General features: G+C 70.0%; 13 protein-coding genes and 4 pseudogenes. 9 read left to right on the plus strand and 8 right to left on the minus strand.

What is annotated here, in order from left to right; all coding sequences use genetic code 11:
• Nucleotides 1-55 precede the first annotated feature (55 nt).
• The 5 genes and pseudogenes from VR44_RS00830 to dnaA all read right to left on the minus strand — a co-directional run bounded on the left by VR44_RS00830 (nucleotide 56) and on the right by dnaA (nucleotide 6,638).
• A complete protein-coding gene (locus tag VR44_RS00830) occupies nucleotides 56-583 on the minus strand; it encodes a DciA family protein (protein WP_045945372.1) in 528 nt (175 codons plus the stop codon).
• Nucleotides 580-1,736 (minus strand): annotated as a pseudogene (recF, locus tag VR44_RS00835) (DNA replication/repair protein RecF). Before recF ends, VR44_RS00830 begins: the two are co-directional and overlap by 4 nt.
• Before the next feature lie 63 nt (nucleotides 1,737-1,799).
• Nucleotides 1,800-2,675: a phosphogluconate dehydrogenase (NAD(+)-dependent, decarboxylating) gene (gene gnd / locus VR44_RS00840; protein ID WP_045945373.1), complete on the minus strand. Its 876-nt coding sequence runs from the start codon at nucleotides 2,673-2,675 to the stop codon at nucleotides 1,800-1,802.
• A gap of 194 nt (nucleotides 2,676-2,869) precedes the next feature.
• On the minus strand, nucleotides 2,870-4,000 hold the full coding sequence (gene dnaN, locus VR44_RS00845; RefSeq protein ID WP_045945374.1) for a DNA polymerase III subunit beta: 1,131 nt from the start codon (nucleotides 3,998-4,000) through the stop codon (nucleotides 2,870-2,872).
• 862 nt (nucleotides 4,001-4,862) lie between these two features.
• On the minus strand, nucleotides 4,863-6,638 hold the full coding sequence (dnaA, locus tag VR44_RS00850; RefSeq protein ID WP_094191344.1) for a chromosomal replication initiator protein DnaA: 1,776 nt from the start codon (nucleotides 6,636-6,638) through the stop codon (nucleotides 4,863-4,865).
• A 357-nt stretch (nucleotides 6,639-6,995) separates the two neighbouring features.
• Between dnaA and rpmH the strand changes: the two genes are divergently transcribed.
• From rpmH to VR44_RS00885, 9 genes and pseudogenes are all read left to right on the plus strand, one after another.
• Nucleotides 6,996-7,133 (plus strand): 50S ribosomal protein L34, encoded by a 138-nt coding sequence (gene rpmH / locus VR44_RS00855; protein WP_018547628.1) that lies wholly within the window; start codon nucleotides 6,996-6,998, stop codon nucleotides 7,131-7,133.
• Between the two features lie 21 nt (nucleotides 7,134-7,154).
• The gene (gene rnpA, locus VR44_RS42110) at nucleotides 7,155-7,529 is read left to right on the plus strand and encodes a ribonuclease P protein component (protein WP_094191345.1); all 375 of its coding nucleotides are present in this window, start codon (nucleotides 7,155-7,157) and stop codon (nucleotides 7,527-7,529) included.
• Nucleotides 7,526-7,807 carry a membrane protein insertion efficiency factor YidD gene (yidD, locus tag VR44_RS42115; RefSeq protein ID WP_079428610.1) on the plus strand — a complete coding sequence of 94 codons (282 nt, stop codon included), beginning with the start codon at nucleotides 7,526-7,528 and terminating at the stop codon, nucleotides 7,805-7,807. Before rnpA ends, yidD begins: the two co-directional genes overlap by 4 nt.
• Before the next feature lie 3 nt (nucleotides 7,808-7,810).
• The gene (yidC, locus tag VR44_RS00860) at nucleotides 7,811-8,917 is read left to right on the plus strand and encodes a membrane protein insertase YidC (protein ID WP_045945376.1); all 1,107 of its coding nucleotides are present in this window, start codon (nucleotides 7,811-7,813) and stop codon (nucleotides 8,915-8,917) included.
• Nucleotides 8,918-8,931: 14 nt separating this feature from the next.
• Complete coding sequence (locus VR44_RS00865) at nucleotides 8,932-9,444, plus strand: Jag family protein (RefSeq protein ID WP_045945377.1); 513 nt, start codon at nucleotides 8,932-8,934, stop codon at nucleotides 9,442-9,444.
• A 117-nt stretch (nucleotides 9,445-9,561) separates the two neighbouring features.
• Nucleotides 9,562-10,278 carry a 16S rRNA (guanine(527)-N(7))-methyltransferase RsmG gene (gene rsmG / locus VR44_RS00870; RefSeq protein ID WP_045945378.1) on the plus strand — a complete coding sequence of 239 codons (717 nt, stop codon included), beginning with the start codon at nucleotides 9,562-9,564 and terminating at the stop codon, nucleotides 10,276-10,278.
• Nucleotides 10,279-10,532: 254 nt separating this feature from the next.
• Nucleotides 10,533-11,604 (plus strand): annotated as a pseudogene (locus VR44_RS00875) (ParA family protein).
• A complete protein-coding gene (locus VR44_RS00880) occupies nucleotides 11,601-12,674 on the plus strand; it encodes a ParB/RepB/Spo0J family partition protein (protein ID WP_094191346.1) in 1,074 nt (357 codons plus the stop codon). The pseudogene VR44_RS00875 and the gene VR44_RS00880 overlap by 4 nt, the downstream one beginning before the upstream one ends.
• Nucleotides 12,675-12,760: 86 nt before the next feature.
• Complete coding sequence (locus VR44_RS00885) at nucleotides 12,761-13,384, plus strand: GNAT family N-acetyltransferase (protein ID WP_045945379.1); 624 nt, start codon at nucleotides 12,761-12,763, stop codon at nucleotides 13,382-13,384.
• Nucleotides 13,385-13,456: 72 nt separating this feature from the next.
• Here VR44_RS00885 and trxA read toward each other — a convergent pair.
• From trxA to VR44_RS00900, 3 genes and pseudogenes are all read right to left on the minus strand, one after another.
• Nucleotides 13,457-13,808 (minus strand): annotated as a pseudogene (trxA, locus tag VR44_RS00890) (thioredoxin).
• A gap of 51 nt (nucleotides 13,809-13,859) precedes the next feature.
• Nucleotides 13,860-14,819 carry a thioredoxin-disulfide reductase gene (gene trxB / locus VR44_RS00895; RefSeq protein ID WP_045945380.1) on the minus strand — a complete coding sequence of 320 codons (960 nt, stop codon included), beginning with the start codon at nucleotides 14,817-14,819 and terminating at the stop codon, nucleotides 13,860-13,862.
• 147 nt (nucleotides 14,820-14,966) lie between these two features.
• Nucleotides 14,967-15,546: pseudogene (locus VR44_RS00900) on the minus strand (anti-sigma factor family protein); the annotation flags it as partial.

Here is a 15,546-nt window from a genome sequence, read left to right on the forward strand (position 1 = left end):
GCGGCAGCTGGGGGAGGAACGGTGGAAGGGCGGGTAGGGGACAGCCCCGCAGGGCTCAGCCCCAGGTGTCGCCAGGACCGGAACTACCCGGCGCCCGCAGCGGCCCGTACCGCTTCGGCCGCCCCCCGGGCCCCTGCACCTTGATCAGCCGAACCGTGCCCTGCCCCAGCTCCGCGTTCAGCCGCGCCACCAGCTGCGGCGCGAGCAGCTTCAGCTGGGCCGCCCAGGCCGAGGAGTCGCACCGCACGAGGAGCTCACGGTCCTCGTACCGTTCCGGTTCGCAGTGTGCGGCGATCTCCGGGCCGACGATGTCCGCCCAGCGCTCCATCACCCCGGCGACCGCGATCGGCATCTCCCAGCCGCGTTCGGTGCGCAGCCGGTCCAGCGCCGCCATCAGCGGCATCGGGTCCCGGCCGTCGGCGCGCGCGCCGGAGCGCAGCCCGGGCTGCGGCTGGCGCTTCTTCCCGCCCACCGCGTTGCCGCGGGCCCTGGCCTGCTCGCGCGCGGCGGCCAGGGCCTGGCGTGCCAGGTCCACTCCGGAAGGCTCCGGAGCCTTCCGCTTCTGCTGCTCGCCCTCGTTCACAGCCGGGTCACCTCACCGCCGGACACCGCGAAGCGCGTCCCCGTCAGTACGTCCGGAACATCGTCGTCCACCGCCGCCGTGACCAGGACCTGCTCGCCCGGGGCCACCAGTTCCGCGAGCCGCTCGCGGCGGCGGGCGTCCAGCTCCGCGAAGACGTCGTCCAGGATCAGCACCGGCTCGTTGCCCTCCGAGCGCAGCAGCTCGTACGAGGCCAGCCGCAGCGCCAGCGCGTACGACCAGGACTCGCCGTGGCTGGCGTACCCCTTGGCGGGCAGGTCGCCGAGGCGCAGGAGCACGTCGTCGCGGTGCGGGCCGACCAGGGTGACGCCGCGTTCGATCTCCTGCTTGCGCACCTCGGACAGGCCCGCCAGCAGCACCTCGTAGAGGGCCTCGCGGGTGCGGGCGCCGCCGCTGTCGGCGCTCTCGCCGGCGGAGGCCTTGTAGGCGAGGCCGAGCGGGCCGCCACCGGGGGCGAGCTGCTCGTAGGCCTTGTCGGCCAGCGGCTGCAGGGTCGCGATCAGGTCCAGCCGGTGGGCGAGCAGCTCGGCGCCGGCGCGGGCGAGGTGCTGGTCCCACACGTCGAGGGTGGACAGGTCCATGGACCGGCCGCCGTGCCGGCGGGCCATCGCCGCCGACTTCAGCAGGGTGTTGCGCTGCTTGAGGACGCGCTCGTAGTCGGAGCGGACGGCCGCCATGCGCGGGGAGCGGGCGGTGACCAGTTCGTCCAGGAACCGGCGCCGCTCGCCGGGGTCGCCCTTGAGCTCGCCGGCTCGCCCTTGACCAGGGCCAGGTCCTCTGGGGCGAACAGCACGGTCCGTACGATCCCCAGCACGTCCCGCGGCCTGACCTGCGAGGACCTGTTGATACGGGCCCGGTTGGCGCGGCCCGGGTTGAGTTCCAGCTCGACCAGCTGCTGGCGTTCGCCCTGGGTGACGGCGGCCCGCACGACGGCGCGGTCGGCCCCCATCCGGACGAGGGGGGCGTCGGAGGACACCCGGTGGCTGCCCAGGGTGGCGAGGTAGCCGATGGCCTCGACCAGGTTGGTCTTGCCCTGGCCGTTGGGGCCCACGAAAGCCGTGACGCCCGGGGCGAGGGGAACCTCGGCCCGGGCGTACGAGCGGAAGTCGGCCAGTGAGAGATGCGAGACGTGCATACGGCGCCGACCTCCCCCGGCTTCCTGCTGTCCTGCTCAGTGGTGCTGTGGAGCGGTTGTGGATTACTTCTTCTCGACCGCGTGGCCGCCGAACTGGTTGCGCAGCGCCGCGATCATCTTCATCTGCGGGGAGTCGTCCTGGCGGGACGCGAAGCGGGCGAAGAGCGAGGCGGTGATCGCCGGGAGCGGCACCGCGTTGTCGATCGCCGCCTCGACGGTCCAGCGGCCCTCGCCCGAGTCCTGGGCGAAGCCCTTGAGCTGGTCGAGGTGCTCGTCCTCGTCCAGCGCGTTGACGGCCAGGTCGAGCAGCCAGGAACGGATGACCGTGCCCTCCTGCCAGGACCGGAACACCTCGCGGACGTCGGTGACCGAGTCCACCTTCTCCAGGAGCTCCCAGCCCTCGGCGTAGGCCTGCATCATGGCGTACTCGATGCCGTTGTGGACCATCTTCGCGAAGTGGCCGGCGCCGACCTTGCCCGCGTGCACGGCGCCGAAGTCACCCTCGGGCTTGAGGGCGTCGAAGACCGGCTGGACCGCGGCGACGTGCTTCTCGTCGCCGCCGTACATCAGGGCGTAGCCGTTCTCCAGGCCCCAGACGCCGCCGGAGACGCCGCAGTCCACGAAGCCGATGCCCTTGGCCTCGAGCTCCTTGGCGTGCTTCTCGTCGTCCGTCCAGCGGGAGTTGCCGCCGTCGACCACGATGTCGCCGGGGGAGAGCAGCTCCGCCAGCTCGTCCACGGTGGACTGCGTCGCGGCGCCGGCCGGCACCATGACCCACACCACGCGGGGGGCCTGGAGGCTGTCCACAAGCTCCCGCAGGCTGTGGACATCGGCGAGGTCCGGGTTGCGGTCGTATCCGATGACGGTGTGGCCGGCGCGGCGGATGCGCTCGCGCATGTTGCCGCCCATCTTGCCGAGACCGACGAGACCGAGCTCCATCAGGTGGGTTCCTTAAGCGTTGGGGCCGTCTGTATCGGGGCTCCCCGGGCGCCGGTGGTTTCCGGCCGTTTTCTCCTGGGTCGCCCGCCGGGTCCGAGCCTACGCCGGGGCGTGGCGGGAGACCGCTCCGCACGGGGCCGGGCCCGGCCCCGTCGCCGTGGGACCGGGCCCGGCGCCGGCGTACCGGAAGGGCGTCAGCCGGAGAGGCGGACCGGCATGATCAGGTACTTGTAGGCCTCGTCCGCCTCGGCGTCGACCGCGGGACGGCCGCTGAGCAGGGCGGGCTTGGTCGAGGTGGTGAAGCTGAGCTGGGCGGCCGGCGAGTCGATCGCGCTCAGGCCGTCGAGCAGGAAGGTCGGGTTGAAGGCGATCGAGATGTCGTCACCCTCCAGCATCGCGTCGACGCGCTCCACAGCCTGTGCATCGTCGCTGGACCCGGCCTCCAGGATGAGGACGCCCTTCTCGAAGCTGAGGCGGACGGGCGTGTTGCGCTCGGCGACCAGGGCCACGCGCTTGACGGCCTCGACGAACGGGGCGGTCTCGATCACGGCGACCGAGTTGAACTCCGTCGGGAAGAGCGTGCGGTACTTCGGCAGGTCGCCCTCGAGCAGGCGGGTGGTGGTGCGGCGGCCCGCGCCCTCGAAGCCGATGAGGCCCTCGCCCTGGCCGGAGCTGGAGAGCGCCAGGGTGACGGTGTCACCGCTGGTCAGGGACTTGGCGGTGTCCAGGAGCGTCTTGGCGGGCACCAGGGCCACGGCCGAGGCGTCCGGGTTCTCCGGCTTCCACAGGAACTCGCGGACCGCGAAGCGGTAGCGGTCGGTGGAGGCCAGGGTGACGCGGTCGCCCTCGATCTCGATGCGGACACCGGTCAGGACGGGCAGCGTGTCGTCACGGCCGGCGGCGATGGCCACCTGGGCGGCGGCGGAGGCGAAGACCTCACCGGGGACGGTGCCGGTGGCGGTGGGCATCTGCGGCAGTGCCGGGTATTCCTCCACAGGCAGGGTGTGGAGTGTGAACCGCGAGGAGCCGCAGACCACGGTCGCCCGTACACCGTCTGTGGAAATCTCCACCGGGCGGTTGGGGAGGGCGCGGCAGATGTCGGCGAGGAGCCGGCCGGAGACGAGGACGGTGCCGTCCTCCTCCACGTCCGCCTCCACGGAGACGCGGGCCGAGACCTCGTAGTCGAAGCCGGAGAGGGACAGGGTCCCGTCCTCGGCCTTGAGCAGCAGGCCCGCGAGCACGGGCACCGGCGGCCGGGCCGGGAGGCTGCGTGCAGCCCAGGCCACCGCCTCCGCGAGTACGTCGCGCTCCACCCGGATCTTCACCGGAACCGCCTCCTGCTGTTGCTCGCTCGTCTGCCGGCCTTCGTCGTCGGTCGTCGATGCCTCGACCGATGCCGGGGACCAGTCTGACGTACGGCGCCGACAGTCGTTGCGGCTGGCGGTCAAGTCGGGAGCGAGGCGCCGGGGAGGCCGTCCGACGAGTTGTGCACAGGACCTGCTTGAAAACCGAATCCGCGCTAACTGTCTATGGGGGTAGTAGTAGGGCCTGTGGAAACGGTGGAAAAGCTCGTCTTCGCAGGTCAGACCGCGTTTTTTATCCCCACACCCTGTGGGTGGCACCGGTGGACAACACGGTGTCTCTGTGGAGAAAGGAAAGTTCTGCACAGGTCGTCCCCAGGGGACCCTCACTACTCCACAGGTGTGTCCCCAGTTTTTCCCCGGAAGTCCACAGCCCAAACGTCGACATCCGTGTGACGGCTTTCACTCTTGACGGTGACCGGAGGGGGCTGGTTGCCGAACAGTGGACAACCGTGTGGAGAACCGTGGGGAACCTGTGCACAGGATGCCGGAACCTGTGAGTCGGCGGTGGACAGAGGAGTGGATGAGCCTGTGGATGATTTTTCTGTCCACAGGCTGTGGATGAGGCTTGCGCACAATTCCACAACCGCCTGACCTGGGCTGATGGGGCCTCAACCTGCACTCCTGTGGACAGATTGTGGGTGAGGATCCCTGTCCTCAGGCTGTGGACGGAAGAAAGTTGGGGAATCTGTGGACAACTGCCGCTCCCAGGGGCGTATTCGAACAGAGCAGGGGCGCGCGAACGACGAAGGGCGCCCCCGGTTGGATCCGGGAGCGCCCTGTACGGGGGTCCGAAGGGCCCCTGACGCGCCGCCGGGGGCCGTCGTCAGCCGTTCTTGATGCGGTTGGTGAGCTCCGTGACCTGGTTGTAGATGGAGCGGCGTTCCGCCATCAGGGCCCGGATCTTGCGGTCCGCGTGCATGACGGTGGTGTGGTCGCGGCCGCCGAACTGGGCCCCGATCTTCGGGAGGGACAGGTCCGTGAGCTCCCGGCACAGGTACATGGCGATCTGCCGAGCCGTCACCAGGACGCGGCTGCGCGAGGATCCGCACAGGTCGTCCACGGTCAGCCCGAAGTAGTCCGCGGTGGCCGCCATGATGTCGGCGGCCGTGATCTCGGGCGCGCTGTCCTCGCCGCCGGGGATCAGGTTCTTGAGGACGTCCTCGGTCAGGCCCAGGTCCACCGGCTGCCGGTTGAGGCTCGCGAACGCCGTGACCCGGATCAGCGCCCCCTCCAGCTCGCGGATGTTGCGCGAGATCCGCGAGGCGATGAACTCCAGCACCTCCGGCGGGGCGTTGAGCTGCTCCTGCACGGCCTTCTTGCGCAGGATCGCGATCCGGGTCTCCAGCTCGGGCGGCTGGACGTCGGTGATCAGACCCCACTCGAAGCGGTTGCGGAGCCGGTCCTCCAGGGTGACCAGCTGCTTGGGCGGCCGGTCGGAGGACAGCACGATCTGCTTGTTGGCGTTGTGGAGCGTGTTGAAGGTGTGGAAGAACTCCTCCTGCGTCGACTCCTTGCTCGCGAGGAACTGGATGTCGTCGACGAGGAGGATGTCCATCTCGCGGTAGCGCTTGCGGAACGCGTCGCCCTTGCCGTCGCGGATGGAGTTGATGAACTCGTTGGTGAACTCCTCCGAGCTCACGTACCGCACCCGGGTGCCGGGGTAGAGGCTCCGCGCGTAGTGCCCGATGGCGTGCAGCAGGTGCGTCTTGCCGAGGCCCGACTCCCCGTAGATGAAGAGCGGGTTGTAGGCCTTCGCCGGCGCCTCGGCCACCGCCACCGCCGCGGCGTGCGCGAAGCGGTTGGAGGCACCGATGACGAAGGTGTCGAAGAGGTACTTGGGGTTCAGCCGGGCGGTCGGCTCCAGCGGGCCCGAGGTGGAGCCGCCGGACGGGGCCGACGGCGGCGGCGCGGGCGTGGGCCGGCCGGGGGCGGGACGCGCGGCCGGCTGCTCGTACGGCTGGTCGTAGGACTGCTGCTCGTACTGCTGGGGCTCGTACTTCTGCTGCTCGTAGGAGGGCTGCTCGTACTTCTGCTGCTCGTACCCGCCCTGCTCGTAGCCGCCGGACTCCGGCTGCTGGAGGTAGCCGGGCTGGGGGGAGGCGTAGGGGTCGCGCTCGGGGAAGCGCTGCTGCTGCCAGCCGTAGTCGTCCTGCCCGCCGCGGGGCCAGGCGCCGGGCTCGGGGCGCGGCTGCTGGTACTCGGGGTAGGCGGGGCGGGCGGTGGGCAGCTGCTCCTCGCCGGGGCCGGCTCCGGGGCGCGGGCCGCCGTAGGGCTCGTAGGCCTCGCGGGAAGGAGAGGCGGGCGGGGCGGGGGGTGCCGGCTCGCCGGCGGAGTCGTCCACGGTGATGGCGATCCGGATCGGGCGGCCGCACTCGCGGCTGAGGGCGTCGCTGATCAGCGGGGCGAGGCGGCCCTCGAGGACGCGCTTGCCCCATTCATTGGGGACGGCGAGCAGGGCGGTGTCGGCGACCAGGGCCAGCGGCTGGCAGCGTTCCACCCACTGCTTGTCCTTCGGCTCGATCCCCTGCTGACCCTCCCCGAGCAGCTTCTCGAGCACGCGTGGCCACACTGCGGCAAGATCGGCAGGTACGTCAGCCACAGAGCACGCTCTCTCACAGGTCCCTCGTCCCACGAATGTGTGGTTCTTTGGGACGGTCGGGACAAAAACAGGGATCAGGCAACGGTAGTCAGGCTGGTGGGTGCGGTTCAAGTCGTTGTCCACAGCCTGTGCACAGTGTGGGGCAGGGACGCTCGGTTTGACCGGATGGCGTAGCCCCGCGTACCGTAGCGAGGTCGAGTTGTCGATGGCTGCTGCCGCCTGCCTACCGATGGGCGAAGATCACTGATTGTGATCATTTAGCGGTGTCCACTCGGGCGAACACGCGAGTTCCTCGTGGGCGCACGGTGACAGCCAGGCGATGTACCGCCACAACGATTCATTTTCTGGAGCCCCCGAGTGAGCAAGCGCACCTTCCAGCCGAACAACCGCCGTCGTGCCAAGACCCACGGCTTCCGCCTGCGTATGCGTACCCGCGCCGGCCGCGCCATCCTGGCGAACCGCCGCAGCAAGGGCCGCGCCGCCCTCTCCGCGTAACAACACGCAGGTCGTGACGTCGTGCTGTCTCCCGAAAATCGGCTGAGGCGGCGCGAGGACTTCGCGAGCGCGGTACGCCGAGGACGCCGGGCTGGTCGCCCGCTCCTCGTCGTCCACCTACGTACCAGCGGTGCCACGGACCCGCACGAGCCGGGGGAGACTCATCCCTCGCCGCGTGCGGGTTTCGTCGTCAGCAAGGCCGTCGGCGTAGCGGTGATCCGTAACCGGGTCAAGCGTCGTCTGCGTCACCTCGTGCGGGAGCGCCTCTCCGCGCTGCCCGCCGGTAGCCTGGTGGTGGTGCGGGCGTTGCCCGGAGCGGGTGAGGCCGGCGTCGACGAATTGGCCCGGGACCTGGATGCCGCTCTGGCGCGGCTCCTCGGAGGCGTGGCTCGATGAAGTACCCGCTGCTCGCTTTGATCAAGCTGTACCAGTGGACGATCAGTCCGCTGCTCGGGCCGGTGTGCCGCTATTACCCTTCGTGCTCGCGCTACGGGTTCACGGCCATCGACCGGCATGGTGCGGTGAAGGGGACGGTTCTGACCGCCTGGCGGATCCTGCGGTGCAACCCGTGGTCCCCGGGCGGTGTCGACTACGTCCCACCCCGTAAACGCCCGCGTTGGCACGAGCAGCTGCGCAGTGCGTTGCGTAGATCTCGCAATGCTCAAGGAGCCTGATTAGTGGACACGATTGCCAGTCTGTTCAGCTTTATCACCACGCCAGTCTCGTGGGTCATCGTCCAGTTCCACAGTCTGTACGGCGCGATCTTCGGGCCGGACAGCGGTTGGGCCTGGGGCCTGTCCATCGTGTCCCTGGTGGTCTTGATCCGCATCTGCCTGATCCCGCTCTTCGTGAAGCAGATCAAGGCGACGCGCGGCATGCAGGCGCTCCAGCCGAAGATGAAGGCGATCCAGGAGCGCTACAAGAACGACAAGCAGCGCCAGTCCGAAGAGATGATGAAGCTGTACAAGGAGACGGGTACCAATCCGCTCTCCTCGTGCCTTCCCATCCTGGCGCAGTCCCCGTTCTTCTTCGCGCTGTACCACGTGCTCTCGGCCATCGCCAACGGCCAGACCATCGGCGTCATCAACCAGTCGCTCCTGGAGAGCGCGCGTCAGGCGCACATCTTCGGAGCCCCGCTGGCCGCGAAGTTCACGGACAGCGCCGAGAAGGCCGCCTCCCTGGGTGCCTCGATCACCGACGTCCGGATCGTGACCGCGGTCATGATCGTCCTGATGTCGCTGTCGCAGTTCTACACGCAGCGCCAGCTGATGCAGAAGAACGTGGACCTCTCGGTCAAGACGCCGTTCATGCAGCAGCAGAAGATGCTCATGTACATCTTCCCGGTGATCTTCGCCGTGATGGGCATCAACTTCCCCGTCGGTGTCCTCGTGTACTGGCTGACCACCAACCTGTGGACCATGGGCCAGCAGATGTACGTGATCAACCAGAACCCGACCCCGGGCAGCAAGGCTCAGGACCAGTACCTGACCCGTCTCCTGAAGCACGTCTCCACCCACGGGAACGTCAAGGGCCGGGGCAAGAAGAAGATCGTCGCGGCGATCGTGGCCAAGGGGCCGGACCGCAACGACAACGAGCGCAAGTTCATCACCGCGCTGTCGAAGCAGGGCATGGCCGCTCAGGCGGACGGCTCCGTGATCAGGAGCTCCGAGGCCACCGCGGATGCCGATGCGGCGAGCGGCGGTGTCGCGACGAAGCGGCAGCAGCCCAAGCGGCAGTCGAAGTCGAAGCGCCAGACGCCCCCCAGCAAGCCCTCCAAGAAGTAGAAGGAGTCCCTCCCGTGACGGAAGGCACCACCACCGCCGCCGCTGAGAGTGGCGACACCCTCACCCGCCTCGAGCAGGAGGGCGAGATCGCGGCCGACTACCTCGAGGGGCTGCTGGACATCGCCGACCTGGACGGCGACATCGACATGGACGTCGAGGCCGACCGCGCCTCGGTGTCGATCGTCAGCGACTCGGGCAGCCGCGACCTGCAGAAGCTCGTGGGCCGCGACGGTGAGGTCCTGGAGGCCCTCCAGGAGCTGACCCGCCTCGCGGTGCACCGGGAGACCGGGGACCGCAGCCGGCTGATGCTGGACATCGCGGGCTTCCGGGCGAAGAAGCGCGCGGAGCTGGCCGCCATCGGCGCCAAGGCCGCGGAGGACGTGAAGGCCTCGGGCGAACCGCTGAAGCTGGCCCCGATGACCCCGTTCGAGCGCAAGGTCGTCCACGACGCGGTGGCCGCGGCCGGCCTCAAGAGCGAGTCCGAGGGCGAGGAGCCGCAGCGCTTCGTCGTTGTGCTTCCGGCCTGATCCGGAATGCTGTGAGTCGGCCCCGCCTGTGTCGCAGGCGGGGCCGATGTTTGTAAGCCTGGCAGTCGAGCGACCACAGATGTGGCGCGAGCGGTTCTGTACGGAAGGACGGTCCCCGTGACGGAGGCAGCGGAGCTTCCCCCGGCGCCTGAAGAGGCGCGCGCGGTGTTCGGTGAATTTTTCCCGGAAGCTGTGCGGTATGCGGAGCTGCTCGCGGACGCGGGCGTCAAACGAGGCCTCATCGGGCCTCGTGAGGTTCCCCGGCTGTGGGAGCGGCACCTGCTGAACTGTGCGGTGCTCTCCGAGGTGGTGCCCGCCGGCGTCACCGTGTGCGACGTGGGCTCGGGCGCCGGCCTGCCCGGTATCCCGCTCGCCCTGGTCCGGCGGGACCTGAAGATCACCCTGCTGGAGCCGCTGCTGCGCCGCACCACCTTCCTCCAGGAAGCCGTCGAGCTGCTGGGGCTGGACCACGTCACGGTGGTGCGCGGCCGGGCCGAGGAAGTGCTGGGCAAGGTCCAGCCGGTCCATGTGGTCACGGCACGGGCGGTCGCCCCGCTGGACCGGCTGGCGGGCTGGGGTGTGCCGCTGCTGCGTCCCTACGGCGAGATGCTGGCGCTCAAGGGCGACACCGCCGAGGAGGAGCTGGTCTCGGCGAAGACCGCCCTCAGCAAGCTCGGTGTGGTGAAGACCTCAGTGCTCCACGTCGGCGAGGGCGTGGTGGATCCCATGTCCACGGTGGTCCGGGTGGAGGTCGGGGAGAGCCCGGGCGGGGTGCGTTTCGCGGCCAAGCGGGCCAAGGCGGCCCGGGTGAGCCGTACCCGTCGGCGCCGCTGACGCCCGCACCGTGAAGGCGATCCGGGGCGGTTGGGCCCTATAGGTATGGATTTCGGAGTGTCGTAGCGGGCTGAAGAGTCCGTCCCGGCATCGTGTTTCACGTGAAACGTCGCTCTCTGCTGCACGGAATCATCAGCCGCGGCCGGGCTGCTGCGGCCCCCCGTCCCCGCCAGGAACGGGGGGTGACGGAGTTGTCCACACCGGTGGATTCATCCACAGGAGTACGGGCCCCGCTGGTTCGCGACCCGGGTGGCATGGCAGGCTCTCTTCATCGCGAGCCCGCTGCCGAGGAGAGTGACACCGTGCGGTCCGACGCCAACCTCGCGGGGCCGATGGCCGATCCGGTCCCCGGTCCCCGCTCTGAACCGCCAGGCGACGACGTTTCCCTGGGCGTACCCCCGGCCATGGCCGGGGCGGAGGCGCCCTCGCCCCTCGTGGACAACGACGAGGACACCCCGATCGGCCGCGCCGCCCAGCAGGCGGTGGAGGCCATCGGCCGGTCCGGTGTCCCCCTGCCCAGGCCGGCGGAGACCCGGATCATGGTGGTCGCCAACCAGAAGGGCGGCGTCGGCAAGACCACGACGACCGTGAACCTGGCGGCCTCCCTGGCCCAGCACGGCGCACGGGTCCTGGTGATCGACCTCGACCCGCAGGGCAACGCGTCCACGGCGCTGGGTATCGACCACCACGCGGACGTGCCCTCCATCTACGACGTGCGTGGAAGGCCTCTTCTGCGCCCCCGCCACCATCGACCTCGCGGGCGCGGAGATCGAGCTGGTCTCCCTGGTGGCCCGTGAGAGCCGGCTCCAGCGCGCGATCCAGGCGTACGAGCAGCCGCTCGACTACATCCTGATCGACTGCCCGCCCTCCCTGGGCCTGCTGACCGTGAACGCCCTCGTGGCGGGCGCGGAGGTACTGATCCCGATCCAGTGCGAGTACTACGCGCTGGAGGGGCTGGGGCAGCTCCTGCGCAACGTCGACCTGGTGCGTGCCCACCTGAATCCGACCCTGCACGTGTCCACCATCCTGCTGACGATGTACGACGGCAGGACCCGGCTGGCCTCGCAGGTGGCGGAGGAGGTGCGCACCCACTTCGGCAAGGAGGTGCTGCGCACCAGCATCCCGCGGTCGGTACGCATCTCCGAGGCTCCGAGCTACGGGCAGACGGTCCTCACGTACGACCCGGGTTCCAGCGGAGCCCTCTCCTATATGGAGGCGGCGCGTGAGATCGCGCTCCGGGGAGCCGGAATCCATTACGACGCCCAGAACGCCCATCCGGGCGGGGGCATGAACAGCACGCAGAGCATGGCGGAGGGGATCCAGTGAGTGAGCGACGTAGGGGTCTGGGGCGGGGGCTCGGCGCGCTGATCCCGGCCGCTCCCCAGGAGAAGACGCCGGTGATGGGTGCGGGGTCCACGTCCCCGTCGGCGGTACCGGTACTGACGTCGGAGCGGGGCATCGCCGCGGCGAAGCTTGCCGCGTTGAGCCAGGCCGATGTTTCACGTGAAACGCCGATCGACCCGGTGTCTGTGCAGCCGGAGGTGGAGCAGGCGACCGGCGCGACGTTCGCGGAGCTTCCGCTGGACGCCATCACGCCGAACCCGAAGCAGCCGCGCGAGGTGTTCGACGAGGACGCCCTCGCGGAGCTGGTGACCTCGATCCAGACGGTGGGTCTGCTCCAGCCGGTGGTCGTCCGGCAGGCGGCGGCCCCGGGGCGCTACGAACTGATCATGGGTGAGCGGCGCTGGCGCGCCTGCCGTGAGGCGGGGCTGGAGACCATCCCCGCGATCATCCGGGCGACGGACGACGAGAAGCTCCTCCTCGACGCCCTCCTGGAGAACCTGCACCGGGCTCAGCTGAACCCGCTGGAGGAGGCGGCCGCGTACGACCAGCTCCTCCGGGAGTTCAACTGCACCCACGACCAGCTGGCGGACCGGATCGGGCGCTCGCGCCCGCAGGTCTCCAACACCCTGCGGCTGCTGAAGCTCTCGCCCCAGGTGCAGCGCCGGGTGGCCGCCGGAGTGCTGTCGGCCGGTCATGCGCGGGCCCTGCTGTCGGTGGAGGACACCGAGGAGCAGGACCGCCTCGCGCACCGGATCGTGGCCGAGGGGCTCTCGGTGCGCGCGGTCGAGGAGATCGTCGCCCTGCTGGGCTCGGAGCCTTCGAGCACCGTGAAGCCCAAGGGCCCGCGGGCCGGTGGCCGGGTGTCGCCGGCGCTCAGCGAGCTGGCGACGCGTCTGTCGGACCGGTTCGAGACGCGGGTGAAGGTGGATCTGGGCCAGAAGAAGGGCAAGATCACCGTCGAGTTCGCGTCGATGGAGGATCTGGAGCGGATCCTGGGGACCCTGGCACCGGGCGAGGACCGGGTGCTGGAGAAGGGCCTCTCCGGCGAGTAGCCCTTCTCCCCTGTTCTCCCCACTGCCCCCTGTTTCTCGAGATGTCCACCCTCGAAGAAGCAGGGGGCAGTGGCTACGATGCGGTTATGGGTCGTCGGCTCGTACCGCTCACGCTGGACAATCTCCAGGACCTGCCCAGGCGTTGCCGGAGCTGCGTGTTCTGGGAGCTGGATCCCGTCACGGGCGAGGCCGCCGTGAAGGCGGGCACCGCGGAGCTGGAGAAGGAGTCCTGGATCTCGGCCGTCCTCCTGGACTGGGGATCCTGCGGCCGGGTGGTCTACGTGGACGAGGTCCCGGTGGGATTCGTCCTCTACGCGCCGCCCGCCTACGTACCGCGCGCCGCTTCCTTCCCGACCAGCCCGGTCTCCCCGGATGCGGTGCAGCTGATCACGGCCTGGATCATGCCGGGCTATCAGGGGCAGGGCCTGGGGCGGGTGATGGTGCAGACGGTCGCCAAGGACCTGCTGCGGCGCGGCTTCAAGGCGATCGAGGCCTTTGGTGACGCGCGCTGGGAGCGGCCCGCCTGTCTGCTGCCGGCCGACCACCTGCTGTCCGTGGGCTTCAAGACCGTACGCCCCCATCCGGCCCATCCGCGGCTGCGGCTGGAGCTGCGTACGACGCTGTCGTGGAAGGAAGACGTGGAGCTGGCCCTGGACCGGCTGCTGGGCGGGGCGAGGGCACGCAAGGAGCCGGCGCTGCGGCCGCTGTGACGGGCTCCGGGCATGCGGAACGGGGCCGCCCCTTGAGGGGGCGGCCCCGTTTCACGTGAAACATCGCCTGCGTCAGGCGGTCTTGACCTCGATGAAGCCGTCCAGGTCGCGCAGGATGGCGGCCTTCGGCTTGGCGCCCACGATGGTCTTGGCGACCTCGCCACCCTGGTAGACGTTCAGGGTGGGGATGGACATGACGCCGTACTTGGCAGCCGTGGCCGGGTTCTGGTCGATGTTGAGCTTGACGATCTCGATCTGGTCGCCGTACTCGGCCGCGATCGCCTCCAGCGACGGGGCGATCTGGCGGCACGGACCGCACCACTCGGCCCAACTCGGCCCAGAAGTCCACGAGCACGGGCTTGTCGCTGCGAAGGACCTCGGAATCGAAGTCGGCGTCAGTCACGTTCTTGAGGGTGCCGGCCACAGCGGCCTCCTTATTTCCTGCGGGGTGGGGTGTAGGGGGGGTGGTGCGGGATCAGACGGTCGCGGCGGCGGGCTCGGCGTCCGAGAGGGCGGCGAGGAAGCGCTCCGCGTCGAGGGCGGCGGAGCAGCCGGTGCCGGCGGCGGTGATCGCCTGACGGTAGGTGTGGTCCACGACGTCACCGGCGCCGAAGACACCGGGGACGTTGGTGCGCGTGGAGGGCGCGTCGACCTTGAGGTAGCCCTCGTCGTCCAGGTCGAGCTGGCCGGTGAACAGCTCGGTGCGCGGGTCGTGGCCGACGGCGATGAACAGGCCGGTCACGGGCAGCTCGGAGGTCTCACCGGTCTTGGTGTTGCGCAGCGTCAGGCCGGAGAGCTTCTGCTCGCCGTGGATGCCGGCGACCTCGCTGTCCCAGGCGAAGCTGATCTTCGGGTCGGCGAAGGCGCGGTCCTGCATGGCCTTGGAGGCGCGCAGGGTGTCACGGCGGTGGACGATCGTGACGGACTTGGCGAACCGGGAGAGGAAGGTCGCCTCCTCCATCGCGGTGTCGCCGCCGCCGACCACGGCGATGTCCTGGTCCTTGAAGAAGAACCCGTCACAGGTGGCGCACCAGGAGACGCCGCGTCCGGAGAGGGCGTCCTCGTTGGGCAGGCCGAGCTTGCGGTGCTGAGAACCCGTGGTGACGATGACGGCCTTGGCGCGGTGGACCGTGCCGGCGGTGTCGGTGACGGTCTTGATCTCGCCGGTGAGGTCCACGGAGACGATGTCGTCCGGGACGAGCTCCGCGCCGAAGCGCTCGGCCTGCGCGCGCATGTTGTCCATGAGGTCCGGACCCATGATGCCCTCCCGGAAGCCCGGGAAGTTCTCGACCTCGGTGGTGTTCATCAGCGCGCCGCCGGCGGTGACGGCACCCTCGAAGACCAGCGGGTTGAGCGAAGCGCGTGCGGTGTACAGGGCGGCCGTGTAACCGGCCGGCCCGGAGCCGATGATGATCACGTTTCGTACGTCGCTCACGGGTTCTTTCCTCGTCTCTGCGGACTTCGTGCTGCCTACCGGGGGCCGGTGCGGACTCTCACCCCACCCAACGGATCCTACGGCGCGCGCATTCCCCGGCCGTCACCCTCTGCCTCCGGATACACCGGGCGTCCCCCGGGGAACCCTTCAGTTGCGGGGATACGTCCGGGTGAAAAGCGGCTTTTCGGGGGAGGCGGAGGGGTTGTCGGCACAGCCCGCGGCCACGAGGTAGGCGTCCACCCGGGCGGGGTCCCCGGGGTGGGGCAGGACCACCAGGTAGACCGGTGTGCCCTGGTAGCGGCCCGGCTCGGCGGCGAGGGGCATCTCCGTGCGGCCGGTGGCCCGCTGTACGCAGGGGGGGACCGCGGCCGGGGCCGGCTCCGGCGAGCCCGGCCGCTCGGCGGGGGCCAGGCCGGGAGACGCGTTCTCCAGCTCCATGGTCCGGTTCGACTCCCCGGGAGCGGTCTTGGGGGCGTTCGCGGAGGGAGCGGCGGCCAGCAGCCGGTGGACGTTCTGCTGGAGGCCCTGAGCCGTGTACTCGCCGGGGGCGGCCGAGCCGGCGGCCCGCACGGTGTTGTTGCTCGTGGCGGTGTCGTGGGCGCCGGTCCCGGCCGGCCCGTTGAAGAGGAGGACTCCGAGCACACAGGCGGCCACCCCGGCCAGGCCGGTGAGGACGGCGATCCGGCGCCGGGCGCGGCGCCGGCCGGGCCCCGTTGAGCCGGACGGG

Source organism: Streptomyces katrae (genome assembly GCF_000966975.1).
Lineage (GTDB): Bacteria > Actinomycetota > Actinomycetes > Streptomycetales > Streptomycetaceae > Streptomyces > Streptomyces katrae.

Coding starts and splice junctions, on each gene's coding strand:
- gnd (WP_045945373.1), bottom strand. CDS start 2,675: ATGGAGCTCGGTCTCGTCGGTCTCGGCAAGATGGGCGGCAACATGCGC.
- yidD (WP_079428610.1), top strand. CDS start 7,526: ATGAAGTACCCGCTGCTCGCTTTGATCAAGCTGTACCAGTGGACGATC.
- VR44_RS00885 (WP_045945379.1), top strand. CDS start 12,761: ATGGGTCGTCGGCTCGTACCGCTCACGCTGGACAATCTCCAGGACCTG.